The 24,329-nt window shown below is 64.4% G+C and carries 25 protein-coding genes; 10 read left to right on the top strand and 15 right to left on the bottom strand.

Features of this window, described 5'->3' with window-relative positions:
* Window positions 1-3: 3 nt before the first annotated feature.
* A complete protein-coding gene (locus tag O7A05_RS12115) occupies window positions 4-807 on the top strand; it encodes a purine-nucleoside phosphorylase (RefSeq protein ID WP_337093329.1) in 804 nt (267 codons plus the stop codon).
* Window positions 807-2,123, top strand: coding sequence for a thymidine phosphorylase (deoA, locus tag O7A05_RS12110; protein WP_337093327.1), 1,317 nt, complete (start codon window positions 807-809; stop codon window positions 2,121-2,123). The genes O7A05_RS12115 and deoA overlap by 1 nt, the downstream gene beginning before the upstream one ends.
* Window positions 2,124-2,129: 6 nt before the next feature.
* Here the strand turns inward: deoA and O7A05_RS12105 are convergent, their stop codons facing one another.
* The 3 genes from O7A05_RS12105 to O7A05_RS12095 all read right to left on the bottom strand — a co-directional run bounded on the left by O7A05_RS12105 (window position 2,130) and on the right by O7A05_RS12095 (window position 4,672).
* Complete coding sequence (locus tag O7A05_RS12105) at window positions 2,130-2,696, bottom strand: TIGR02281 family clan AA aspartic protease (RefSeq protein ID WP_337093326.1); 567 nt, start codon at window positions 2,694-2,696, stop codon at window positions 2,130-2,132.
* 214 nt (window positions 2,697-2,910) lie between these two features.
* Window positions 2,911-3,540 carry a uracil phosphoribosyltransferase gene (upp, locus tag O7A05_RS12100; RefSeq protein ID WP_224513943.1) on the bottom strand — a complete coding sequence of 210 codons (630 nt, stop codon included), beginning with the start codon at window positions 3,538-3,540 and terminating at the stop codon, window positions 2,911-2,913.
* 157 nt (window positions 3,541-3,697) lie between these two features.
* Window positions 3,698-4,672: an adenosine deaminase gene (locus O7A05_RS12095; RefSeq protein WP_337093325.1), complete on the bottom strand. Its 975-nt coding sequence runs from the start codon at window positions 4,670-4,672 to the stop codon at window positions 3,698-3,700.
* 168 nt (window positions 4,673-4,840) lie between these two features.
* On the opposite strand from O7A05_RS12095, the gene ubiE reads away from it, so the two are divergent.
* The 3 genes from ubiE to coaBC all read left to right on the top strand — a co-directional run bounded on the left by ubiE (window position 4,841) and on the right by coaBC (window position 8,798).
* Window positions 4,841-5,617 (top strand): bifunctional demethylmenaquinone methyltransferase/2-methoxy-6-polyprenyl-1,4-benzoquinol methylase UbiE, encoded by a 777-nt coding sequence (ubiE, locus tag O7A05_RS12090; RefSeq protein WP_337093324.1) that lies wholly within the window; start codon window positions 4,841-4,843, stop codon window positions 5,615-5,617.
* A gap of 58 nt (window positions 5,618-5,675) precedes the next feature.
* On the top strand, window positions 5,676-7,250 hold the full coding sequence (gene ubiB, locus O7A05_RS12085; protein ID WP_337093322.1) for a 2-polyprenylphenol 6-hydroxylase: 1,575 nt from the start codon (window positions 5,676-5,678) through the stop codon (window positions 7,248-7,250).
* 72 nt (window positions 7,251-7,322) lie between these two features.
* Window positions 7,323-8,798, top strand: a complete 1,476-nt coding sequence (gene coaBC / locus O7A05_RS12080) for a bifunctional phosphopantothenoylcysteine decarboxylase/phosphopantothenate--cysteine ligase CoaBC (protein WP_337093320.1) — start codon at window positions 7,323-7,325, stop codon at window positions 8,796-8,798.
* A gap of 48 nt (window positions 8,799-8,846) precedes the next feature.
* Here coaBC and O7A05_RS12075 read toward each other — a convergent pair whose 3' ends face one another.
* From O7A05_RS12075 to O7A05_RS12050, 6 genes are all read right to left on the bottom strand, one after another.
* Window positions 8,847-10,298, bottom strand: coding sequence for an MFS transporter (locus O7A05_RS12075; RefSeq protein WP_337093319.1), 1,452 nt, complete (start codon window positions 10,296-10,298; stop codon window positions 8,847-8,849).
* A gap of 228 nt (window positions 10,299-10,526) precedes the next feature.
* Window positions 10,527-11,003, bottom strand: coding sequence for a DUF992 domain-containing protein (locus tag O7A05_RS12070; RefSeq protein WP_337093318.1), 477 nt, complete (start codon window positions 11,001-11,003; stop codon window positions 10,527-10,529).
* Window positions 11,004-11,213: 210 nt separating this feature from the next.
* Window positions 11,214-12,065, bottom strand: coding sequence for a tetratricopeptide repeat protein (locus O7A05_RS12065; protein WP_337093317.1), 852 nt, complete (start codon window positions 12,063-12,065; stop codon window positions 11,214-11,216).
* A gap of 132 nt (window positions 12,066-12,197) precedes the next feature.
* On the bottom strand, window positions 12,198-12,464 hold the full coding sequence (gene rpsU / locus O7A05_RS12060) for a 30S ribosomal protein S21 (RefSeq protein ID WP_027165252.1): 267 nt from the start codon (window positions 12,462-12,464) through the stop codon (window positions 12,198-12,200).
* Window positions 12,465-12,643: 179 nt separating this feature from the next.
* Window positions 12,644-13,030 (bottom strand): SET domain-containing protein, encoded by a 387-nt coding sequence (locus tag O7A05_RS12055; RefSeq protein WP_337093316.1) that lies wholly within the window; start codon window positions 13,028-13,030, stop codon window positions 12,644-12,646.
* A 109-nt stretch (window positions 13,031-13,139) separates the two neighbouring features.
* Window positions 13,140-13,898 (bottom strand): SDR family oxidoreductase, encoded by a 759-nt coding sequence (locus O7A05_RS12050; RefSeq protein ID WP_337093315.1) that lies wholly within the window; start codon window positions 13,896-13,898, stop codon window positions 13,140-13,142.
* Between the two features lie 246 nt (window positions 13,899-14,144).
* Between O7A05_RS12050 and O7A05_RS12045 the strand changes: the two genes are divergently transcribed.
* The 5 genes from O7A05_RS12045 (at window position 14,145) to O7A05_RS12025 (ending at window position 19,744) form a co-directional block, all read left to right on the top strand.
* Window positions 14,145-15,398 carry a sarcosine oxidase subunit beta gene (locus O7A05_RS12045; RefSeq protein WP_337093314.1) on the top strand — a complete coding sequence of 418 codons (1,254 nt, stop codon included), beginning with the start codon at window positions 14,145-14,147 and terminating at the stop codon, window positions 15,396-15,398.
* Window positions 15,399-15,470: 72 nt separating this feature from the next.
* Window positions 15,471-15,767: a sarcosine oxidase subunit delta gene (locus O7A05_RS12040; RefSeq protein ID WP_337093313.1), complete on the top strand. Its 297-nt coding sequence runs from the start codon at window positions 15,471-15,473 to the stop codon at window positions 15,765-15,767.
* Window positions 15,764-18,757, top strand: coding sequence for a sarcosine oxidase subunit alpha (locus O7A05_RS12035; protein WP_337093312.1), 2,994 nt, complete (start codon window positions 15,764-15,766; stop codon window positions 18,755-18,757). The genes O7A05_RS12040 and O7A05_RS12035 overlap by 4 nt, the downstream gene beginning before the upstream one ends.
* Window positions 18,750-19,334: a sarcosine oxidase subunit gamma gene (locus tag O7A05_RS12030; RefSeq protein ID WP_337093311.1), complete on the top strand. Its 585-nt coding sequence runs from the start codon at window positions 18,750-18,752 to the stop codon at window positions 19,332-19,334. The genes O7A05_RS12035 and O7A05_RS12030 overlap by 8 nt, the downstream gene beginning before the upstream one ends.
* A 185-nt stretch (window positions 19,335-19,519) precedes the next feature.
* On the top strand, window positions 19,520-19,744 hold the full coding sequence (locus O7A05_RS12025; RefSeq protein ID WP_337093310.1) for a hypothetical protein: 225 nt from the start codon (window positions 19,520-19,522) through the stop codon (window positions 19,742-19,744).
* A 119-nt stretch (window positions 19,745-19,863) separates the two neighbouring features.
* Here the strand turns inward: O7A05_RS12025 and O7A05_RS12020 are convergent, their stop codons facing one another.
* From O7A05_RS12020 to O7A05_RS11995, 6 genes are all read right to left on the bottom strand, one after another.
* Window positions 19,864-20,103, bottom strand: a complete 240-nt coding sequence (locus O7A05_RS12020) for a DUF680 domain-containing protein (RefSeq protein WP_337093309.1) — start codon at window positions 20,101-20,103, stop codon at window positions 19,864-19,866.
* A gap of 163 nt (window positions 20,104-20,266) precedes the next feature.
* Window positions 20,267-20,911: a TetR/AcrR family transcriptional regulator gene (locus O7A05_RS12015; RefSeq protein ID WP_337093308.1), complete on the bottom strand. Its 645-nt coding sequence runs from the start codon at window positions 20,909-20,911 to the stop codon at window positions 20,267-20,269.
* Window positions 20,912-21,066: 155 nt separating this feature from the next.
* Window positions 21,067-21,843 (bottom strand): SDR family NAD(P)-dependent oxidoreductase, encoded by a 777-nt coding sequence (locus O7A05_RS12010; RefSeq protein WP_337093307.1) that lies wholly within the window; start codon window positions 21,841-21,843, stop codon window positions 21,067-21,069.
* An 18-nt stretch (window positions 21,844-21,861) separates the two neighbouring features.
* Window positions 21,862-22,899 carry a phosphotransferase gene (locus O7A05_RS12005; RefSeq protein ID WP_337093306.1) on the bottom strand — a complete coding sequence of 346 codons (1,038 nt, stop codon included), beginning with the start codon at window positions 22,897-22,899 and terminating at the stop codon, window positions 21,862-21,864.
* Window positions 22,896-23,375 (bottom strand): MaoC family dehydratase, encoded by a 480-nt coding sequence (locus O7A05_RS12000; protein ID WP_095766281.1) that lies wholly within the window; start codon window positions 23,373-23,375, stop codon window positions 22,896-22,898. Before O7A05_RS12000 ends, O7A05_RS12005 begins: the two co-directional genes overlap by 4 nt.
* 52 nt (window positions 23,376-23,427) lie before the next feature.
* Window positions 23,428-24,243, bottom strand: a complete 816-nt coding sequence (locus O7A05_RS11995; RefSeq protein ID WP_337093304.1) for an SDR family oxidoreductase — start codon at window positions 24,241-24,243, stop codon at window positions 23,428-23,430.
* Window positions 24,244-24,329: the final 86 nt, after the last annotated feature.

Here is a 24,329-nt window from a genome sequence, read left to right as displayed (position 1 = left end):
GAAATGAAGGAAGCGCTGGATCATCTGGTCGAGAAGCTGGACGGATTGGCGCCGACCACGGCGCTCGTGCTGGGCTCGGGCCTCGGCGGGCTGGTCGACCAGGTCAAGGATGCCAGGCGCATTTCCTATGCCGAATTGCCGGGCTTCCCGCGCAGCGGCGTTTCCGGCCATGCCGGCGAGGTGGTGGCCGGGCATTTCGCCGGCACGCCGGTGCTGATGTTGTCCGGCCGGGCGCATTATTACGAGCATGGCAACGCCGCCGCGATGCGTCCGGCGCTCGAGGTGCTTGCCGGCATCGGCATCTCGCATTTGATCCTCACCAATGCCGCCGGCTCGGTCGATCCTGAAATGGGACCGGGCTCGGTGATGTTGATCACCGACCACATCAATTTCTCCGGCTCCAACCCGCTGATCGGCGAGCCGAGCGACCGCCGCTTCGTCGGCCTCACGGAGGCCTATGATGCTGGCCTGCGCAAGGCGATCGAGAAGGCGGCGAAGGCGACGGGAACCGCACTGCATCAAGGCGTCTATATGTGGTTCTCGGGACCATGCTTCGAAACGCCGGCCGAGATCCGCATGGCGCGCGTCATGGGGGCCAACGCCGTCGGCATGTCGACCGTGCCGGAGGTCATCCTCGCCCGCTTCCTCGGGCTCAAGGTCGCCGCCTGCTCGGTCGTCACCAACCTGGCGGCCGGCATGACGGGTGCGGAACTCTCGCACCAGGAAACCAAGGACATGGCGCCGGTCGGCGGCGCGCGGCTGGCGACAATCCTGCGGCGCGTCTTCCAGGACGGCTTGCCCGACTGATGCTGCCGCAGGAGATCATCCGCCGCAAACGCGACGGCCACAAACTCTCGGGCGACGAGATCGCGGCCTTCATCGCCGGGCTGACGGCCGGCACCATCTCCGAGGGCCAGGTCAGCGCTTTTGCGATGGCGGTTTTCCTCAACGGCATGAGCCGCGAGGAAGCCGTGGCGCTGACGATCGCCATGCGCGATTCCGGCGACGTGCTCGACTGGTCCGACTTGCCGGGCCCGGTCACCGACAAGCATTCGACCGGTGGCGTCGGCGACAATGTCTCGCTGATGCTGGCGCCGATCGTCGCCGCCTGCGGCGCTTATGTGCCGATGATCTCGGGTCGCGGCCTCGGCCACACCGGCGGCACGCTGGACAAGATGGATGCCATTCCCGGCTATGCCAGCCAGCCGGACGTGGCGCTTTTTCGCAAGACGGTGATCGAGACCGGTTGCGCCATCATCGGCCAGACTGCCAATCTCGCGCCGGCCGACCGCCGGCTCTACGCGATCCGCGACATCACCGGCACGGTCGAATCGATCCCGCTGATCACGGCTTCGATCCTGTCGAAGAAGCTCGCCGCGGGCTTGGGCTCGCTGGTGCTCGACGTCAAGGTCGGCAACGGCGCCTTCATGGAAAAGTCGCGCGACGCGGCCGCCTTGGCGAACAGCCTGGTCGAGGTGGCCAATGGCACCGGCCTGAGCGCCTCGGCGCTGGTAACCGGCATGAACGAGCCGCTGGCCTCGGCCGCAGGCAATGCCGTCGAGGTGAAGAATGCCGTCGATTTCCTCACCGGCCGCTATCGCGACCGCCGGCTGGAGGACGTGACGCTGGCGCTGGCGGCCGAGATGCTGCAGTCGGCGGGGCTCGTCTCGTCCAACCAGGACGGTATCAGGCGCGCCACCGAAGCGCTCGCCGGCGGCCGGGCGGCAGCCGTCTTCGCGCGGATGGTGTCCGCGCTTGGCGGCCCCGGCGATTTCATCGAGAAGCCGGAGAATTATCTGCCGACGGCGCCGGTCGAACTTGCCGTCAAAGCGGAACAGGACGGGTTCGTGACCGGCATCGCCACGCGCGACATCGGGCTTGCCGTCGTCACGCTCGGCGGCGGGCGCTCCCATCCGGACGACAAAATCGATCATGCCGTCGGCTTAACCAGACTGTCGCCGGTCGGCGCCGAGCTGCGCCCGGGCGAGGCGCTGGCGCTGGTGCATGCCCGTACCAATGCGGAAGCCGAGGCGGCGGCGGCGGCCGTGCGAGCGGCTTATACGATCGGCGGTTCCAAACCGCCCGCCGAAAAGACCGTGCTCAGGCGGATATTGCCGCGCTGATCGGACTTACTGGACGAGCAGCAGCGCGCCGTTCTGGACCTGGTATTTTTGCAGCCGCTGCAGGAAGCTCATACCGATCAGGTTGGTTTGTAGGGCTTTGTCGTCGAGCACCATTGCCTGGACGTTATCGACGGAGATTTTGCCGATCTGCAGGCGCTCGACCGTCACCACGGCGGCTTTGATCGCCCCGTTGGCGGTGTTCACCTGGCGATTGAAGTCGGATGGGTTGAGCGAGATGCCGATCCTGCGCGCGGTCGAGGCGTTGATGGCGACCAGCGTCGCGCCGGTGTCGATCAAGCCGTCGATCTGGCGGCCGTTGAGCTTGAACTGCGATGTGAAGTGGCCGCGCGCATCGGCGCTGACCAGCACCTGGCGGCCGAGCGGCATCGGCGTCGCCGGTTTGTCCGGGACCGAAGCGAGATTGACCTGCGACTGAGCCTCCGGTGCTGCCGGCCGCGAAGCGACGGTCGATTTCAGCAGGCCGTCCACCAGATGCGGGTTAGCCTCATAGACGATCGGAATCGAAGCAGAGGTTCCGGCAAAGATGCCGAGGATGAGAAGCTTGCGCAGCATGGATGCCCCTGGAGCGTTTCACCGTTTCAAGGAAACGTTGAACCGCTGTTTGTTTTTGGAGCAGTTCCGAACGGAAAACCGCCTCGCACCTTTCCTGGAATTGCTCCCGAAGCAGCATCCCTAAGCCCGGCATGGTATGTATGACTTTAACGCGTATGACTTTAACGCGTGCCGGAACCGCAAGCTTGCGTAAACGGCCAGTTAAGAAGAGCGCTCACTTTGTCCCGTACATGCGGTCGCCGGCATCGCCGAGGCCGGGCATGATGTAGCCCTTGTCGTTCAACTGCCGGTCGATCGAGGCGGTGAAGATCGGCACGTCCGGATGCGCCTTGGTGAAGCGCTCGATGCCTTCCGGGGCTGCCAGAAGGCAGAGGAAGCGGATGTTGGTGGCGCCGCGTCCCTTCAGCTTGTCGATCGCCGCGATCGCCGAATTGGCGGTCGCCAGCATCGGATCGACGACGATCACCAGACGGTCGGCAAGGTCGCTCGGCGCCTTGAAGAAATATTCGACCGCTTCCAGCGTCTCATGGTCACGGTAGAGGCCGATATGGGCGACGCGCGCGGCCGGCACCAGGTCGAGCAGGCCCTCGAGCAGGCCGTTGCCGGCGCGCAGCACCGAGGCGAAGACCAGCTTCTTGCCTTCCAGCGTCGGCGCCTCCATCTCCTCGATCGGCGTCTCGATCATGGTCGTGGTCAGCTCGAGATTGCGGGTCACCTCATAGCCGAGCAGAAGTGAAATCTCACGCAGCAGCCGCCGGAAACCGGCCGTCGAGGTCTCCTTCTTGCGCATGATGCTCAGCTTGTGCTGGACAAGGGGGTGGTCGACGACGGTGACGCCCTGCATGATGTGCTCCGACTGGTTCGGGGTAGTAGTCAGTAGTGAGTAGTGAATAGTGAGCCGATTTGCGAGTCCTCGCCTCGGGGAAAGCTCTGGCCTTCAACCGATCTATGCGCGCTCGGCCAAATCCATAACTACTGACTACCGACTACTCCCTACTCACTCACCGCACCTTCCCGTCCAACCGGCCTAGCAGCATCGCCTTGGTCTTCTTGTCCACGAAGGCCGCCTCGATGGCCGTCCTGGTGATGCCGGCGAGCGCCTTGTCGTCCATGCGGAAATGCTCGGCGGCGATATCGTATTCGCGCTTCAGCGAGGTCCAGAAATAGGGCGGGTCGTCGGAGTTGAGCGTCACCTTGCAGCCGGCGGCGCGCAGCGCCGAAAAGGGATGGTCGGCGAAGCTGTCGAAGACTTTCAGCGCGATGTTGGAGCCTGGGCAGCATTCCAGCACCACGCCTTGGTCGGCCATGCGGCGGACCAGGTCAGGGTTCTCGATGGCGCGAACGCCATGGCCGATGCGGGAGGGGCGGATGTGGTCGAGAGCCGCGGCCACACTTTCCCAGCCCATCAGCTCGCCGGCATGGACGGTGATGCCGAGGCCCGCTTCGCGCGCAATCTCGAAGGCGCGCACATAGTCTTCGAAATCGCCGATGCGCTCGTCGCCGGCGACGCCGAAACCGGTCACCAGCGGATGACCGCAGCGCGCCGCGAAGCGCGCCGCCTGCTCGATCGCCTCGACGCCGACATGGCGCACGCCGGTGACGATCATGCGGCCCTCGATGCCGGTTTTGGCCCTGGCGCGGGCCATGCCTTCGCCCAGCGCATCCGTATAGGCTTTTGGCGACAGCCCGGCTTTTTTGGCATGGTCCGGCGAGGTGAAAACCTCGGAATAGATGGCGCCGTCGCGGGCGAGGCTGGTCAGATAATAGTCGGCGAGGCGCGCATAATCCTCTTCACTGCGGAACAGGTCGGAAGCGAAATCGTAAGCCGCGAGAAATGAGGTGAAATCGTGCCAGACGAAGGAGCCGTCCTGGATATAGGGCGAAGGGTCCTTGCCGTATTTGCGGGCCTGGCTGACGACGAGCTCGGGCGCTGCCGCCCCTTCGATGTGGCAGTGCAGTTCGGCCTTCAAAATCATGCGGTCATCCCGTCCGGTGTGCTGCTCTCGCACAGGTGCTGGCCGGAAAATCATGCAAGACCTTTCCCGCCAGAGTTTTGAAAGCGCGGCCGAAAACCGCGCCCTGGACAATAGCGTCGGCACCATCGATCGGCTATGGTCCCGCCGGTTTTATGACGGATCAAAATAATGTCAGTTGAGAGAACCACGGCCGCGGGCGGCATGGAAACCTCCTATGGTTTCAAGAAGGTCGGGGCAGGCGAGAAGCAGCCCCTGGTCAACGACGTCTTCCATAAGGTGGCCAATCGATACGACCTGATGAACGATCTGATGTCGGCCGGGTTGCATCGGCTGTGGAAGGACGCGATGGTCGCCTGGCTGAACCCGCCGAAGCGTCCGGGCTGGAAGGTGCTCGATGTCGCCGGCGGCACCGGCGATATCGCCTTCCGGATCGTCGAGGCCAGCCAGCGCCAGGCCCATGCCACGGTGCTCGACATCAATGGCTCGATGCTGGCCGTCGGCCGCGACCGCGCCGAGAAACTGGGGCTTGCCGCAAACACCGATTTCGTCGAGGCCAATGCCGAGGCGCTGCCGTTCGAGGATGATAGCTTCGATGCCTATACGATCGCGTTCGGCATCCGCAACGTGCCGCGCATCGAGGTCGCGCTTGCCGAAGCCTATCGCGTGGTGAAGCGCGGCGGACGGTTTCTGTGCCTGGAGTTCTCCGAGGTCGACATGCCGCTGCTCGATAAGGCCTATGAGGTCTGGTCGTTCAACGCGATCCCCAGAATCGGCAAGGCGGTGACCGGCGCCGACGAGCCCTACTCTTATCTGGTCGAATCCATCCGTAAGTTCCCCAACCAACAGAATTTCGCAGCGATGATCACCCGCGCCGGCTTCGACCGCGTCACCTTCCGCAACTATTCGGGCGGCATTGCCGCCCTTCATTCCGGCTGGAAGCTTTGAGGCGCAGCCCTTTGCAGCAGGCCGCTTTGAAACAGGCCCCTTTGAGGCAGGCAGGGCTATGAGCAGCGTCGCCGCCGCCTTCAGGCTCGCCCGGGCCGGCTGGGTGCTTGTCCGCGAGGGCGTCGTCGCGGCGTTGCCGGGCGAAGAGCTCTCCGGCATGCCGAAATTCGGCTGGCGCGTGGCGCGGCTTTTCACCCGCCGCCGGGCGTTGAGCTATCAGCGCGGCGACAGGCTGGCGCGGGCGGTGGTGCGGCTCGGGCCCTCCTACGTCAAGCTCGGCCAGTTCCTGGCGACGCGGCCCGATGTCGTCGGCAACGACATGGCGCTGGATCTCGCATTGCTGCAGGACAAGATGCACACCTTTCCGAAGGCGGCGGCGATCCATGCGATCGAAGCCTCGCTCGGGCGCAGGATAGACGATCTATATGCCGGCTTCGGCGAGCCGGTGGCGGCCGCTTCGATCGCGCAGGTGCACTGCGCCGAAGTCGTGCGCGAGGGTAGCCCTTCGCGCGTGGCGGTGAAGGTCATCCGGCCTGGCGTGCGGCGCCGCTTCTTCCAGGATCTCGAAAGCTACTTCCTTGCCGCCCGCCTGCAGGAGAAATACATCCCCGCGTCGCGTCGCCTGCGGCCGGTCGAGGTGACAGAGACGCTGGCGCAGACCACCAGAATCGAGATGGATCTGAGGCTCGAGGCGGCCGCCCTTTCCGAACTCGGCGAGAACACCAAGGACGATCCGGGCTTCCGCGTGCCGACGGTCGACTGGGAGCGGACCGGCCGCGATGTCCTCACCATGGAGTGGATCGACGGCATCAAGATGAACGATCTGGCCGGCCTCGCCGCTGCCGGCCACGACCTCAAGGCGATCGCGGCCAATGTGGTCCAGTCGTTCCTCAGGCACACGTTGCGCGACGGCTTCTTCCATGCCGACATGCATCCGGGCAACCTGTTTGTCGAATCAAACGGCACCATCGTCGCCGTCGATCTCGGCATTGCAGGCCGGCTCGGCAAGAAGGAGCGGCGCTTCCTCGCCGAAATCCTCTACGGCTTCATCGTGCGCGACTATCAGCGCGTCGCCGAGGTGCATTTCGAGGCGGGCTATGTGCCGCGTCAGCACAATGTCTCGGCCTTCGCGCAGGCGATCCGCGCCATCGGCGAGCCGATCCACGGCCAATCGGCCGAGACCATTTCGATGGCGAAGTTGCTGACGCTGCTGTTCGAAGTCACCGAGCTGTTCGATATGGCGACGCGGACCGAGCTGGTGCTTTTGCAGAAGACCATGGTGGTGGTCGAAGGTGTCGCCCGCACGCTCGATCCGGCCTTCAACATGTGGAAGACGTCCGAGCCCGTGGTCAGCGACTGGATCGCGGGCAATCTCGGCCCGCGCGGCATGCTCACCGATGTGCGCGACGCGGGCAGAGCCCTTGTGTCGCTGGCAAGGCAGGCGCCGGATCTTGTGGCCCGCACCGAGCGGCTGTCACGCGAGATCGATTTGATGGCGGAAAACGGCCTGCGCTTCGACGAAGCGACGGCGCATGCGATAGGGAGAGCAGAAGCGCGCCACACCCGCTCCGGCCGCGTGGCGCTGTGGGTGATTGCGCTGACGCTGATCTACATAGCGTGGAAATTGCTCTGACCGCCACACGGCTTGTTACCGATTGATTGCATTGCTATCATTGCAAGCGTTAGCTGAAGCGAGTGCAATCACATGGCCAGCATCACGATCCGCAATCTGGATGACGAGGTCAAGGACCTGCTCCGGCAACTCGCAGCCGAAAATGGCTGCTCGATGGAGGAGCAGGCGCGGGCGATGATCCGCGCCGCCGTCGAAGGCCGGGCAGGGCAGGCCGACCGTATCGGCCAGATCGAAGAAAAGCTGCGGGCGCTGACAGCCTCAAGGGAGCAGCCGGCGCCGATTGTTGTCGCATCCGCCAAATCAGTTTCGCGAGGTTCTCTCTCCGGCAAGCGCATCCTGCTCATTATCGGCGGCGGCATTGCCGCCTACAAGACGCTCGACCTGATCCGGCGATTGCGCGAGCGGGGCGCTTCGGTGCGGGTGGTGATGACGTCGGCAGCGCAGGAATTCGTCACCGCGCTGTCGGTCGGCGCGCTTTCGGCCGACCATGTCTTCACCGAGTTGTTTGACCGCAAGGACGAGCACGATGTCGGCCATATCAGGCTGTCGCGCGAGGCCGATCTGCTGGTTGTCGCGCCGGCCACCGCCGACCTGATGGCGAAGCTCGCCAACGGCCATGCCAACGACCTCGCCTCGACGGTGCTTCTGGCCACCGACAAGAAGGTGCTGATGGCGCCGGCGATGAACCCGAAAATGTGGGCGCATCCGGCAACGCGGCGCAATCGGGCGACCTTGCTCAAGGACGGCATCATCTTTGTCGGTCCCGGCAAGGGCGAGATGGCCGAGAGCAACGAAGCGGGCGAGGGCCGCATGGCCGAACCGCTGGAGATCGTCGCTGCGATCGAGGCCATGCTCGATGAGAAGCCGAAGCCGCTTGCCGGCCGCAGGATCATCGTCACCTCCGGGCCGACCCATGAGCCGATCGACCCGGTGCGCTACATCGCCAACCGGTCTTCCGGCAAGCAGGGCCATGCCCTCGCGGCTGCGCTTGCGAAGGTCGGCGCCGATGTCAGGCTTGTCTCCGGCCCGGTCACCATTGCCGATCCGGCCGGTGTTGCGACCATTCACGTCGAAACGGCCGCGCAGATGAAGCAAGCGGTCGAACGCCTGCTGCCGGCGGATGCCGCCGTGTTCGTCGCGGCGGTTGCCGACTGGCGCACGGAAAACGCCGCCGGCGAGAAGATCAAGAAAGTGGCGGGCAAAGGCCCGCCTTCGCTGCAGATGGTCGAGAACCCGGACATCCTGGCCGGCATCGGCCACCACGCGCAGCGGCCGGGCCTCGTCGTTGGCTTCGCCGCCGAGACGCAGGATCTGATCGCCAATGCCGAGGCCAAGCTGAAGAAGAAGGGCGCCGACTTCATCGTCGCTAATGACGTCTCGCATGAAAGCGGCATCGGTCCGTCCGGCGTGATGGGCGGCGACCGCAACAAGGTGCGCATCGTCTCCAGGACCGGCGTCGAGGAATGGCCGGAAATGGGCAAGGATGAAGTGGCGGCGCGGCTCGCCGCGTTGATTGCGGAGCGGCTGCAGCAGACTGTCGTGGTCTGAGCCCGAGCGGCAGGCCGGCGCTTCGGCCGCGGCCGCCTTGGCATCCCGTCAACCCGCTGCCAATCGAGGTCGGTTTGCCGCTGAAAAAATCCTCAGCGCCGCCAGGCAGCCGAACACACCGAGGGGCACGAAGGCCAGAAACAGCCAGCCGGCGACGCTTGCGGCCGCTTCACGGTTCAGGCCTCCCGAGAAGCCGCTGGCGTTTGCGACGATGCCGGCAAGCGCCGCGCCCACGGCATAGCCGATGCGCTGCATGGTCGGCACGGCAGCCGACGCGATCGTCTGCTCGCCATCGCGGGCCGAGGCGACGATGACGCGCGTGAGGAAGGGCCAGCAAACGCCGAAGCCGCCGCCTTGCAAAAGGGCGCAGAGCAGGATCAGCGGGATCGAGCCTGCCGGGATTGTGTAGGCGAAGCCGGCGAGGCCGGAGGCGATCATTAGGGCGCCGGCGACGATGATCAGTCTCTCGCGCTCCAGCGGCGCATTGGCGATGAGGATCGACAGGACCGACCAGGCGATCGATTCTGCGGCGATGATGTAGCCGGTGGTCAGGATCGGAATGCCGTGCAGCGTGGTCAGAAGCAGCGGCCCGTAAATGGTGAAGGTGCAGGTCGCTACGGAGAAAGCCGCAACCATGGTCATGCCGCTGCCGAGTGGCGAGCGCCATGAAAACAGAGGCGACGGGAAGAGCCGGGATTGCGGCCTAAGCGCATCCACGCGGAAGAAAAGCGCCAGGCCGATCAGGCCGAGGAAGAGGAGCAGCGACGAGCGCACCAGGGCGATATCGATGCCGGCGGCGGCGATCAGCACGACGCTGAGGGCGAGACAGGCAAGCGCGGGATAGGGGAAGGGCGGTGCCTTGCCGCCGCTCGCCTGCGGCTTCCTCGCCTCGGGCGTATCGAGCACGATGAAGCTTGCCAGCGCCATCGCCGCGCCGCCCAAGGTGAAGACGCCGAAAGCCCAGCGCCACGACAGGAACTCGGTCATGAGAGCGCCCAGCATGGGGCCGCTGAAGGCTGCGACGCCCCAGACCGCGGACATGATGCCGAAGAGCTGCGGCCAGATGTTGCGTGGAAACAGGCGCTCGACGGAGACGAAGGCCAGCGATACGAGCGCGCCGCCGCCAAGCCCTTCGACCAGACGTCCGATGAGGAACCACTGCATGGAAGGCGCCGTGGCGCAGATCAGCGCGCCGATCCCATAGAGCAGTGCGGCGACCATCATGTTGGAGCGGAGGGCGACATAAGTGACCAGCCGGCCGGCCGCGGCGCCGGCAACGATCGCGCCGAGCTCATAGATCGCCAGCGACCAGCCGACCAGCTGCACGCCCGCCAGTTCGCCGACCATGGCCGGCATCACCGTTGCCACCATTGTTTCGTTGGTGGCATGCAGCAGGATGCCGAGGCTGACGAAGCAGAAGCGCGCCAGGTCGCCGCTTGCCCACAGCGCCCGCCAATCGACCCTGTTGCTGGCCAGCTTGTTGCCGCTCGCTGCCGTCACGCCGATCTCCTGCTTGTTTTGCGCACCTCATCCGCGTTGCAAACGAGGGGCAAGATCCAGTTCGGCAGGGCTTGTAGAACCTCGAGCGCAGTTGAGCTCAAGAGGTTTTTTCGCGGATTTCGAGGCAAGCCACCATTGGCTCCGAAGGGATCCCGCTTTCCAAAGCACTCGGCCCGGAACAGATGTTCCGGGCCGAGTGCTGCGCAATGAATTTGAAAAGCCGAAGGCTCACTTATAGGAGTGGACGAGATCCAGCGACGCCACGGTGACGGCCAGGTTGAGGCCGGTCTGCGCCTGCACGCTGAGCGGCTCCAGCATGAAGGCGCTATCCAAGCCGCCGACCAGGACGTTGGCGCCGCCGCCGGTCACCACGCTCGCCTCGGCGTTGACGCCGTAGTAGCTGCCGGCGAGATCGCCCGCATCATGGCTGCGGGTGGCGGCAAGCACCGCCCAGACGAGCTGGCCCTGATGCGTCTTGCCGACGTCGACGCCGAGCTTGGAAATCATCCCGGTATAAATCTCGGCCGGGCCGTGATGGGAGGGGCGGAAGACGCAGGAAACGCCCTTGTTCGATGTGATGACATAGCCGACGCCGCCGTCGATGGTGCAATCAAGCGTGCCGAGCCGGAGGGTGCCGGCGCTTACCGGGGAAGCGAGGACCGTGGCGGCAAGCGCGGCAGCGGTACAGGCAAGTGTTTTGATCATTGGAAAGGTCCTTTCGCGAAAATTTGGCCCCGGCTTAAACGATCGAGGTGCGTCGAGCGTTCCGCCGAAAACTTGGCGCGAAAATGACGTAGGTTAACGCTTTGCCTTGTGCGGTTAACGGCTCGCTAGCAGCATTCCCGCGGCGCAACACTACGCTCGCGGGCAGACCCGTGTGTCATGCAAGGGTACCTTTACGGTACCAGCTTCCGATCAGCTGGCGTTGCCACCGGTGCGCGAAAGGCCATCCTTGGCTGGCTGGTAGTTCGGGTCGAGGTGGACAGCCTCGCGATAGGACTTGGCCGCCCTTCCCTTGTCGCCGCGCCGCTCGTAGATCAGCGCCTGGTTGGCCCATGCCTCAGCGTTCTTGCCGTCGAGCTTGATGGCCATGTTGAAGTCGGCGAAGGCGTTGTCCTCGTCGCCTGTCGCCAGGTAGGAGAGGCCGCGGCCGTTGTAGGGCTCGGCGGCGTCCGGCGCCAGCGAGATCGCGGTCGAGAAATCCTCGATGGCGAATTTGTGCTGACCCTGGCTTTGATAGATCAGGCCCCGATTGTGATATGCGCGGGCATCGGTGGTGTCGAGCTGGATCGCCTTCTGGAAGTCGTTGAAGGCATCCTGGGTGCGGCCCGCCTTGCGGTAGAGATTGCCGCGGCCGATATAGGCGGCGTCGTAATTGGCGTTGATCTGGATCGCACGGTTGTAGTCGGCCAAAGCTGCTTGCTGATTGCCGAGGAAGCGCTGGATCAGCGCGCGGTTCGAATAGGCCTGGTAGAAGTTCGGATTGAGCTGGATGGCCTGGTTGAAGTCCTTGAGCGCCGCCTGGTACTGGCCGCCGCGGCCATAGGCCGAGCCGCGCACGTTATAGCCCTCGGGATCCTGCGGATTGCGCTGGATGACTGCCGACAGCGAGGAGATGTTCTCGCTCGACGCTTGCGCCTTGTCGATCGAGTTGAACTCACCTGTCGGGGTCGTCTGGCATGCTGCAAGCACCAGACCCGAAAGCAGGGCCGCCGTCAGGGCGAAGCCGCGAAAAGCGGTTCCGCGCTCTACGGCAATAGCGTTCATCTTTGTCCTCACTGCCGCGGCGCCGTCAGTCCGTTCCCTCTCCGAACCGGCTCGAATCTATAAACAAAAGGGTGGCGGCGATTCCGCATCACGCCACCCTCGGTATCCTTCGAAAAGGACGAAAAATTGGCGTTATGAACGCGGCGAGCGCGATGCGCCGGCAGCACCAGCCGGAGCCGGGCGTGGGGTCATCGGCAGCAGGCCTTCGCGCTGGGCGCGCTTGCGGGCCAGCTTGCGGGCGCGGCGCACGGCTTCCGCCTTCTCGCGGGCACGCTTCTCGGACGGCTTCTCGTAATGACCGCGCATCTTCATTTCGCGGAAAATACCTTCGCGCTGCATCTTCTTCTTCAGCGCGCGAAGCGCCTGATCAACGTTGTTGTCGCGGACGAGTACCTGCACGGGCAATCCTGTCTTCGGGTTTGAAATCGTTAGGCAAACAGCCATAGCTGACATGCCTCCGCGGCGAGCTGCACCGCGAATTGTGGCGGCTGATAGCAGAATCAGGCTGGGATGTCCACCTTTGATTGCGGGAAACAGCGATCAAAAACCTGAGCGCTGCGCGCGGACATTTGTTCGCCCTACGCGGTCGTCAGATGGAGGCGCGCAAAGTCCTCGAAAAACTCGCCATAATCGCAGGTGATTTCCTCGCCGGGGGCGATGTCGCGAATGGCGGTGGCGCCGCCATATTGCGAGAAATCCGTGTTCGGCCGTTCCGAATGATTCATGAAGCGGCCATTGTCGACCTCATAGACCATGAAGCCGGGCCTGTCCGGGCTCGGATAGGCATAGCGGTCGAGCAACTCGCGTAGATGCGGCGGCGCGGCCTCATATTTCTCCAGCGGGATCAGCCGGTCGAAATCCGGGTCGAGGCGCCAGATCGAAGCGCCCTTGCGAATCGGCTCGGCGGCGAAGACGCCGACGCCTTCGATGGCGCTCTGGGCAACATAGGTTCTGATCAGCAGCATCGTTCCCTGTCCGTTTTCGACGGGAAACGAAATCGTCAATTTGTGCCGAAATGCAAGGCCGCATCGCCACATTTCAGCGGATGAGCGTGTTTGCAGCCTGACGGCCGGATCAGGTCCGGTTGATCGAGACGCCGCCATCGGCAAACAAGGCCGTGCCGGTGGTGAAGCTCGACGCATCCGAGGCGAGATAGAGCGCAGAGCGTGCGATCTCCTCCGGCTGCGCCATGCGCTTCAAGGCGTGAATGCCTTCGACGAAAGCGCGCGCCTCGGGCGTGGTCGTGGTTGCGCCGGGCGTGTCGGTGCCGCCGGGCAGCAGCGCGTTGACGCGCAGTCCTTGCGGCCCGTATTCGGCAGCGAGCACCTGCGTCAGGCCGATCAGTCCGGCCTTGGCCGCGGCATAGGCCGCCATGCCCGGCATGCCGGCGGTGTAGCCGACGAAGCTCGAGGTGAAGATCAGGGAGCCGCCGCCGCGCTCCAGCATGGCCGGAATCTGGTGTCTCGCGGCGAGGTAGGCGCTGGTCAGATTGGTGTCCATTGTATCGTGCCAGGTGGCCGGCGCCATGTCGGTCACGGGTCCCATCACTCCGACGGCGCCGGCATTGTTGAATGCGACGTCGAGGCCGCCAAATCTCGCGACGGCGAATTCGACGAGCGACTTCGCATAAGCCTCGTCCCTTACATCGCCGGCAAGTGCGGCTGCCGTGCCGCCGGCCGCTTCGATCTCGTCGACAAGCACGTCGAGCTCAGCCTGACGTCGGGCCGCGACGACCAGGCTTGCGCCTTGCTCAGCAAACAGTTTGGCGGTGGCGCGGCCGATGCCGGAACTTGCGCCGGTGACGATCGCGATCTTGTTTGCGAGGGTGAACATGTCTTTGCATCCTTCCTTTGTGCAGGGCTTGCCCGCGCTTGGATGCCTAGGTCGCAAATCGACATAGATGCAGCCACCCGAAAGTTGCCTTGCCGCCATCGCAGGGGGGCATTGCGCGGCACTGGCGCAAAACGGCAAGCGCCGTCGCAAACAGTGCAAGGATGACATCGCGGTTTCGCTAGTGATACACCTCGCGTGACGGGAGAGGCCCGAACGACATCCGGGATTTTTGGCGCGAGGCTTAACGTGAAGAAATACTCGGTATTCGCCATTGCCCGCGAGGCGATGCGCGGCCACAGGGGCTGGGAAGAGCAGTGGACGTCGCCCGAGCCGAAGAAGGAATACGACGTCATCATCGTCGGCGCCGGCGGACACGGCCTGGCGACGGCCTATTATCTGGCGAGCGAGCACGGCATCACCGATATCGCGGTGCTGGAGAAGGGCTGGCTCGGCGGCGGCAATACCGGCCGCAACACCACCATCATCCGTTCCAACTACCTCTATGACGAGAGCGCCGGCATCTACGACCATGCGCTAAAGCTGTGGGACGGGCTCAGCCAGGAGCTCAACTACAACGTCATGTATTCGCCGCGCGGCGTCATGATGCTGGCGCACAATGTGCATGACGTTCAGGTGTTCAAGCGCCACATCCATGCCAACCGCCTCAACGGCATTGACAATGAATGGCTGACGCCCGAACAGGCGAAGGAATTCTGCCCGCCGCTCAACATCTCTAAGGATGCGCGCTATCCGGTGATGGGCGCCGCGCTGCAACGCCGCGGCGGCACGGCGCGCCACGATGCGGTCGCCTGGGGCTATGCGCGCGGCGCTTCGGCGCGCGGCGTGCACATCATCCAGAACTGCGAGGTCACCGGCATCAAGCGCGCGGCCAATGGCGCGGTCAGCGGCGTGGAGACGACGCGCGGTTTCATCGGCGCCAAGAAGGTCGGCGTGGTCGCGGCCGGCCACTCGTCGGTCATCATGAACATGGCCGGCGTGCGCATGCCGCTCGAAAGCTATCCGCTGCAGGCGCTGGTGTCGGAACCCATCAAGCCGGTGGTGCCCTGCGTGGTGATGTCGAACACGGTGCACGCCTATATCTCGCAGTCCGACAAGGGCGAGCTGGTCATTGGCGCCGGCACCGACCAGTATGTCTCCTACTCGCAGACCGGCGGCCTGCACATATTGCAGCACACGCTCGACGCCATTTGCGAGATGTTCCCGATCTTCACCCGCATGAAGATGCTGCGCTCCTGGGGCGGCATCGTCGACGTGACCCCTGACCGCTCGCCGATCCTGGCAAAGACGCCGGTCAAGGGGCTTTACGTCAATTGCGGCTGGGGCACGGGCGGCTTCAAGGCGACGCCTGGCTCGGGCAACGTCTTCGCACACACGATCGCGAAGGACGAGCCGCACCCGATCAACGCGCCCTTCACGCTGGAGCGCTTCCGCACGGGGCGCCTCATCGACGAGGCCGCCGCGGCGGCGGTGGCGCACTGATGATGGCTCAGCCGCTTTGCTTTCACCCGGCTGGCGCACGCGCCGGTCACGGCAAGTTTTAGGATCATCCAGATGCTTCTCATCCGCTGCCCCTATTGCGAGGAAGAGCGACCGGAACTCGAGTTCCGCAATGCCGGCGAGGCGCATATCGCACGCCCGACCAACATTGCCGCCGAGAGCGACGACGATTTCGAGAAATTCTTCTTCATCCGCGCGAACCCGAAGGGCGTCATCTATGAGCGCTGGCGGCACATCCATGGCTGCGCGCGCTTCTTCAACGCGGTTCGTGATACCGTCACCGACAAGTTCGTCATGACCTACAAGGCCGGCGAGCCGAAGCCCGCGAAGCTGCCTGGAGCCGCGGAATGAGCGCCTCATTCCGTATCTCCGGCGCCGGTCGCCTCAGCCAGGCGAAGACCGCCTCCTTCAGCTTCGATGACAAGCCCTACATCGGCATCGAGGGCGACACGCTGGCCTCGGCGCTGCTCGCCAATGGCGTGCATCTCGTCGGGCGCTCGTTCAAATATCACCGTCCGCGTGGCTTCCTGTCAGCCGGCGCGGAAGAGCCCAACGCGCTGGTGCAGATCGTCCGCGACGATGCGCGCAAGACGCCGAATGTGCGCGCCACTGTGCAGGAGCTCTATGACGGGCTGACGGCCAATTCGCAGAACCGCTGGCCGTCGCTTGCCTTCGATGTCGGCGCCGTCAACGACATTGCCTCGCCGATGTTTTCGGCCGGCTTCTACTACAAGACCTTCATGTGGCCGAAATGGGCCTGGAAGGATCTTTACGAGCCGAAGATCCGCGCTGCCGCGGGCCTCGGCGTTTCGCCCGAGAAGCCGGATCCGGACCACTATGCCGCGCGCTACGCGCATTGCGAGGTGCTGGTGCTGGGCGGCGGCGCCGCCGGCATCGCGGCCGCGCTCGCCGCGGCCGAAACCGGCGTGCGGGTGATCCTTGCCGACGAGCAGGCCGAATTCGGCGGCAGCCTGCGCTTCGAGAGCGGCGCCAGGATCGACGGCCAGGACGGCTATACCTGGGCGCAAGCGGCGATCGCGAAGCTCAGGGCGATGGACAATGTGCGCGTGCTCTCCCGCACCACGGCCTTCGGGTATTACGCGCAGAATTTCGTCGGCCTGGTCGAGCGCGTCAGCGACCACCTCAAGAACCTCGGCCGCGAGCTGGCGCGCGAGCGCCTGTGGCAGGTTCGCGCCAGGCGCGTCGTCATCGCCACCGGCGCCATCGAGCGCCACATGGTGTTCGCCAACAATGACCGTCCCGGCGTCATGCTGGCCTCGGCGGCGCGCAGCTACCTCAATCACTATGGCGTGGCGGTCGGCAGGAATGTCGGCGTCTATACGGCCAATGATTCCGCCTACGCGGCCGCGATCGATCTCAAGAAGGCCGGCGTCAATGTCGCGGCGATCGTCGACCTGCGCGACAATCCGGCCGGACCGGTGATCGACGAGGCGAGGGCGCTCGGCATCGAGATCAATTTCGGCCGCGCCGTGGTCAGCGCCGGCGGCAAATTGCGTGTGTCGTCGATGACCGTGCAGCCGAAGAATGGCGGCGGTGAGCGTACCATCCCTGTTGACGCAATCCTGATGTCGGCCGGCTGGACGCCGTCGGTGCATCTCTTCTCGCAGTCGCGCGGCAAGGTCGCCTTCAATGACGAGACCAAGCGCTTCGTGCCCGGCACCTATGCGCAGGACTGCGTCTCGGTAGGCGCCTGCAACGGCACGGACGGGCTGGTCGCCTCGGTCGACGACGCCTATGCGGCGGGCGCCAAGGCAGCGAAGGAGGCCGGCGGCAAGGTTGGCAAGGGCGCCAAGCCCAAGGTCGACGCCGGCGAGAGCTGGTCGCGTGGCATGCTGGGCGCAGCGCCCGGAGCCGGGCCGGGCACCACGGTCAAGGCCTTCGTCGATTTCCAGAACGATGTCACCGCCAAGGATATCCGCCAGGCGGTGCATGAAGGCATGCACTCGATCGAGCATGTCAAGCGCTTCACCACCAACGGCATGGCGACCGACCAGGGCAAGACGTCGAACATGCATGGCCTGGCGATCGCCGCGGAGGAACTCGGCAAGCCGATCCCGCAGGTCGGTCTCACCACGTTCCGCGCGCCCTACACGCCGGTCACCTTCGGGTCGATCGTCGGCCACGCGCGCGGCGCCTTGTTCGACCCGACCCGGCGCACGGCAACGCATGGCTGGGCGGCGTCGCATGGTGCTGTGTTCGAGGATGTCGGCCACTGGAAGCGCGCCTGGTATTTCCCCAAGGCGGGCGAAGACATGCCTGCCGCCGTCAACCGCGAATGCGTGACGGTGCGCAAGGTCGGCGGGCTGTTCGACGCCTCCACGCTCGGCAAGATCGAGGTGGTCGGGCCGGATGCGGCAAAGTTCATGGAGCTGCTCTACACCAATCCGTGGGAGAAGCTCGAAACCGGCCGCTGCCGCTATGGCATCATGCTGCGCGAGGACGGCTTCATCTATGATGACGGCGTCGTCGGCAGGCTGGCGCCGGACCGCTTCCACGTGACGACCACGACCGGCGGCGCCCCGCGCGTCATGAACCACATGGAGGATTATCTCCAGACCGAATTCCCGCATCTCAATGTCTGGCTGACCTCGATCACCGAACAATGGGCGGTGATCGCGGTGCAGGGACCGAAGTCGCGGGATATCATCGCGCCGCTGGTCGAGGGCATCGACATGTCGGACGAGGCGATGCCGCATATGTCGGTGCGCGAGGGCAGGATCTGCGGCGTGCCGACAAGGCTGTTCCGCATGTCCTTCACCGGCGAGCGCGGCTTCGAGGTCAACGTGCCGGCCGACTACGGCGAGGCTGTGTGGGAAGCGCTGTGGGCCGAAGGCCAGAAGCATGGCGCGACCGCTTACGGCACCGAGACGATGCACGTGCTGCGCGCCGAGAAGGGCTACATCATTGTCGGCCAGGATACCGACGGCACGGTCACGCCGAACGATGCCGGGCTCGACTGGGCGGTCGGCAAGAAGAAGACCGACTTCGTTGGCATCCGCGGCCTGACCCGGCCGGATCTGGTGGCCAAAGGCCGTAAGCAACTTGTCGGCCTGAAGACCAAGGACCCGAAGGTCGTGCTGGAAGAGGGCGCGCAGATCGTCGCGGACCCGAAGCAGGCGATCCCGATGAAGATGATCGGCCACGTCACCTCCAGCTACTGGTCGGAAAATTGCGGCCGCTCGATCGCGCTGGCGCTGGTCGCCGGCGGCCGCGACCGTATGGGTGAGACGCTTTATGTGCCGATGCCGAACGGCACGATCGAGGTGGAGGTCACCGGCATGGTATTCGTCGACGAGAAGGGAGAACGCCTCAATGGCTAGAGCCGCCGCCAGGACAAAAGCCGCTGCTGCTTCCGCCTCCGTCGAGCGGCGTCCGGCGCTTGCCGGCCGGGTGCTGTCGGCGCCGGGTGTCAAAGTCGAGATGCTGCCGCCGGCCGAACGCATCTCGCTGCGCGCGCCGCAGGCTTCGCTTGCCGCGCTCTCGAAGGCGCTCGGTCTGACGCTGCCGACAAAGCCCAAGACTTCGGCGACGAAGGACGGGCGCACGGCGCTGTGGCTCGGGCCGGACGAATGGATGATCATCGACGAGGCGGGAAACGATCCGCTCGCCGATTGCGCCAAGGTGACGGCGCTGCATTCGGCGGTCGGCATCTCGCACCGCAATGTCGGGATTTCGGTTGTCGGACCTGCTGCCGCGGCGACGGTCAATGCGGGCTGCCCGCAGGACCTGTCGCTTGAGGCTTTCCCGGTGGGAGCAGCCTCGCGCACCATTCTCGGCAAATCCGAGATCGTGTTGTTGCGCAGCGCGGCCGACGCTTTCCGCGTGGAATGCTGGCGTTCCTTCTCGGACTATGTCTTTACTCTGTTGTCGGAAGCGGCAGGCGACGCGGCGAACTGATCTGCGGTCACCCGGCCGAACGATCAGCCCGAGGGAACCTTCACCGATCCCGCGTCGTTTCTCCGATCAGAGCGGTCGGGCGTTTCATGAAACGCGCAACCGCTCTAAATGTTTGCTCTGACGCAGTTCCGGACGGAAAACCGCTGCGCACTTTTCCTGGAACTGCTTAGCGAGGGAGATTGCCGATGCCGTCCAAATCCGCGCCGAAGTCATCCAAGAAGACAGCTGCAGTCCGTTCGCTGGAGCACGAAAGGCGTCGCGAGGTTGAGGAAGAGGAACTCGAGGAAGGCCTCGAGGACACTTTTCCGGCCAGTGATCCGGTATCGGTGACCAGCACTTCCATCCCCGGCAGGCCGGCAAAGCCCGGCAAGGCCAAGACCGTTCCTGGAATGAAGTCGCGCAAGAAGTAGCGCCGTCACAGCAGGCAATCGGACTTCAGGCGAAACGAAGCGGGCGGCCAAGTGTCGCCCGTTTTCGTTTTTCGATTTTGCAGTGCTTCGAAGCCGCTGAGCTTTAACCTGAAATTGCTTCAGAGGCCGGGCACGAACCAGGGGTTCACGTCGATACCGAGTCGCGGCCCCTTGGTGGTCTGGGTCTTGGCTGTGTCCGCCTTTTCGACCGAACCGGTCGCGGTGCAATCGAGAACCACATTGGCATTGGCCTGAGCGCAGGCCGTCGCGGAGGCGTGCTTGGCCGGATGGCCCGCGCCGGCGAAGGCGGCGCCCGAGAAGGCCAGCACTGTGGCAAGGGCGGGGATCGTCTTCTTCATCTTCCATCTTCGGTTCGTACATGTACGATAGGACGTACAAATACGGTTAACGGAAGCTGAATTCAAGAGGGAATTTGTACGCGTACGACAACTTTTCTTGAACATAGGAATTCGTCGCGCAAGTCCAGTGATCAGCATAACGGAAAGCCGGCGCGAACGCCGGTCAGCAATTGAGAGGTGTTTCGGTGAGCGGGGAGATATCCTGCGCTGACAATGAGGCCAGCATGAAGTCGCACATGCGCTTCACAAAGGCCTGGGGGTCACCGAACGGATAGAAGGGGAAGGTGATCAACAGCGAAATCGTACCGTGGCCGACGGTCCACAGCATGGTGGCGATGGCGCGCGGGTCGCCCTTGAGCTTGCCGGCGGCCACGCACGCCTCGACCCGGCTTATCAGCACCTTCATCGCCGGATTGCCCTCTTCCATGTCCTCGTAGCTGCGGCCTTCGGGCAGCCTGGTTTTCTCGGTCATGAAGACGGTACGGTATTCATTGGGGTTGCCGAGCCCGAAGGCGGCATATTCGGTCATCACCGCCCGCAGCGCCTCGACCGGATCGTCCGCGGGGTGCTCTTCGATGCGACGGGCAAGCGTTTCGAAGGCATCTTCGGCCAGTGCGAACAGAATGTCCTGCTTGTCGGCGAAATAGGAATAGACCGACATCGGCGCGTAGCCGACGCGCTTGGCCAGCTTGCGGATGGTCAAGCCCTCGTAGCCCTCTTCCTGGACCAGCTTGTGCGCCGCCGCGACCAGTTCCGAGCGAAGCTCTGCCTTCTGTTTCTCGCGGCGTTTCTGAACGCTCAGCGTCAATGTCCGCTGCCTTTTGTCGTTGGTTGCCTGACGAAGTTATATACGGTGTACGGAAACGGACAAGAGAGCGTTCCGGTTCCCTTGCGTGCACACTAACTCTTTGTTTTAACGCAGTTCCGGACGCAAAACCGCTAGGCTACTTTTCCTGGAATTGCTCAGATAGCGCCAACGCCGCCATCGAGCGCCAGCGCGTGGCCGGTCATGAAGGAGTTGGCCGGGTCGGCGAGGAACAGGATGCCGGTGATGATCTCGTCGACCTCGCCGACACGCTTCATCGGCACGCCGCGCGTGAGCTCGGCGAGCGCTTCGGCTTCGGGCGCTCCTGTGAAACGCACGAAGCCGTCGACCATCGCCGTGCGGGTGTGTGCCGGGCAGACCGCGTTGATGCGTATTCCCTTGCTGGCATATTCCACGGCGGCCGAGCGCGTCAGGCCGACGACGCCGTGCTTGGCGGCGGCATAGACCGACAGCTTCGGCGCGCCAGAGAGGCCGGCGACGGAGGCGATGTTGACGATGACACCGCCCTTGCCGCTTTCCTTGAACTGCCGCTCCAACTGAGGAATCTGGTGCTTCATGGCGTAGAAGACGCCGAGCAGATCGACCTCGACCACGCGGCGCGCCTCTTCCGAGGACACCTGCGGCAGGCGCACGAAGGAGTGGACGATGCCGGCATTGTTGACAGCGATGTCGAGCCGGCCGAACTTTTGCACGGCAAGCTTCACCAGATCCTCCGAGAGTTTTTCGTCGGCGATATTGCCGGCAAGGCGAGCCGTCTCGGCATCGAGCGTTGCGGCGAAACTGCCGAGCGCCGCCTCGTCGAGATCGGAGAGCACCAGCCGCGCCCCTTCGGCGGCGAAGGCCTTTGCCGCGCCGCTGCCGAGACCGCCGGTCGCGCCGGTGATCAGCACCGTCATCCCATCGAAACGGCCCATCGCTCAGCTCTCCCGCTTTCAGCTGTTCTCGTCGATCAGTTGCACCGCAAGCGCGGCAAGCAGCTTCACTGCCTCGCCATAGGTCTTTGCCTTTTCCGGATTGGACGCATTGCCGTCCAGCGCGCGGCGGTAGACGCCCTGGCAGATCGCCGCCAGCCGGAAGAAGGAGAAGGCGAGGAAGAAGGTCCAGTTGTCGATCCCCTGAATCCCGCGCCTGCGGCAATAAGCGGTGACATAGGCTTCCTCGGAAGGCAGGCCGGCAGCCGCGCGATCGACGCCGTCAAGGCCGCGAAAACCCGAGGCATGCGGCAGACGCCACTGCATGCATGGATAGGCGAGGTCGGCGAAGGGGTGGCCGAGCGTCGACAGTTCCCAGTCGAGCACCGCGATGACTTTTGACGCGTCAGGCGCGAAAATCATGTTGTCCAGCCGGTAGTCGCCATGGACAAGCGAAACCCGGCCGTCATCGGCCGGCATATGCGTTTCGAGCCACGCAATCAGCCTGTCGATATCGGTTATGGTTTCGGTTTCGGAGGCCCGGTACTGGCCGGTCCAGCGCGCGAGCTGGCGTTCGAAATAGCTGCCGGGCTTGCCGAAATCGCCGAGGCCGACGGCATCGACATCGACGTCGTGCATGGCGGCAAGGGTCGCGTTCATCGCATCGTAGATCGCGGCGCGCTCTTCATTGCCGGAAACGTCCGGCAGCGACGGATCCCAGAAAATGCGGCCGTCGAGATATTCCATGACATAGAACATGCGGCCGATCGGGGATTCTTCCCCTGACAGATGCAGCATGCGCGGCACCGGCACCGCCGTGCCGGCAAGCGCCCGCATCACCCGGAACTCGCGGTCGACCTGATGCGCGGATTTCAGCAATTGCCCCGGCGGCTTGGCGCGCAGCACATAGCGGCCGCTGGCGGCGGTCAAAAGATATGTCGGATTGGACTGGCCGGACTTGAATTTTTCAATCGCGGAAAGGCCGGCAAAGCCCGGAATATGCGCCTCGAGATAGGCCGCAAGCGCCGCCTGGTCTATGGCACCGGCCTCGCCGCTCATGCGTTCTCGGGCTGACGCTCGATCAGCGTCAAGGTCAGCCAGCGCGCCGTCAGCGCCGGCTTCTTCGAACCTTCGATCTCGATGGTCACGTCATGCGCCGTCTGTACCCAGCCGGACGGCCGAACCTTGACGTCCGCCAGCACGAAGCGGGTGCGGATGCGCGAACCCGTCTTCACCGGCGCCAGGAAACGCAGCGTGTCGAAGCCGTGGTTGACGCCCATCTTGCTGTTTTCCAGCGGCGGCATGGTCTCGAAGGTCATTGCCGACAAAAGCGACAGCGACAGGAAGCCATGCGCAATGGTGCCGCCAAACGGCGTCTCGCGCGCGGCGCGCTCCGGATCGCAATGGATGAACTGGTGGTCGTCGGTCGCATCGGCGAACTGGTCGATCATGCGCTGCGTCACCGTTCGCCAAGGCGAGACGCCGACCTCCTTGCCGACGCTTGCCAGAAGCGTATCGAGACTGATCGGTTCCACGCTGATGTCCTCCGCACCCCCGCCCGGATAGCGATTCCTCGAACCGGGCAGCTTATTCCTTGAACAAAGTCATTCCATGCTGCACCGACTGGCCGCCGTCGATAGGCAGGATGGCGCCGGTGACATAGCTTCCGGCACGGCTGCACAAATAAAGCGTTGCGCCGGCAATGTCATCCGCCGCGCCGATGCGGCCGAGCGGAACATGGTTACCGACATGTTTCGCCTGCTCCTCGGTCGCGGTGGCAAAGGCCGTCATGCGGCTCTGGAAAGGGCCGGGCGCAAAGGCGTTGACGGTGATGCGGCGGGCGGCGAACTCGATCGCCAGCGTGCGCGTCAAATGATGCACCGCCGCTTTCGAAGCCGCGTAGGAATAGGCGTCGTCGGCCAGCGGCTGGGTGCCCATCACCGAGCCGAGATTGATGACGCGGGCAGGATCTTCGTCGCTCGCCGCGGCATCGAGCAGCGGCAAGAGCTCCCGTGTCAGGTGGAAGACGGCGGTGACATTGACGCCGAACACCTTGGCCCAGGCATGGTAGGGGAAACCCTGCAGCGGCGCGCCCCAGGAAATGCCGGCATTGTTGACCAGGATGTGCAGGCGTTCCGTGCGTGCCTTGACCTCGGCGACGAGTGCCACGATGCCTGCTTCGCTGGACACGTCCCCGGCAAAGCCCTCGGCATGGCCGGAGCCGCCGAGCGCGTTCAATTCGTTGGCGACTTTTGCGCAATCCTCGCCCTTGCGCGAGGCGATCATCACCTGAGCGCCGGCGCGCACCAGCGCGGTCCCCACCATGCGCCCGATGCCGGTCGCCGCGCCTGTCACCAGCGCGGTCTTGCCGGCGACCGAGAACAGCTTGTCCAGATAGCTCATCGTGTTTCTCCGCTCCCTGCCCGGCAGGGGAACTCGCCCAAGAACTCGCGTTGACAAGGCTAGCCGAAGTACGGTCATCCTTGCCA

It is taken from the genome of Mesorhizobium argentiipisi (SeqCode), from assembly GCF_037179585.1.
Classification (GTDB): Bacteria; Pseudomonadota; Alphaproteobacteria; order Rhizobiales; family Rhizobiaceae; genus Mesorhizobium; species Mesorhizobium argentiipisi.
This window is presented reverse-complemented; position numbering and strand designations above follow the sequence as displayed.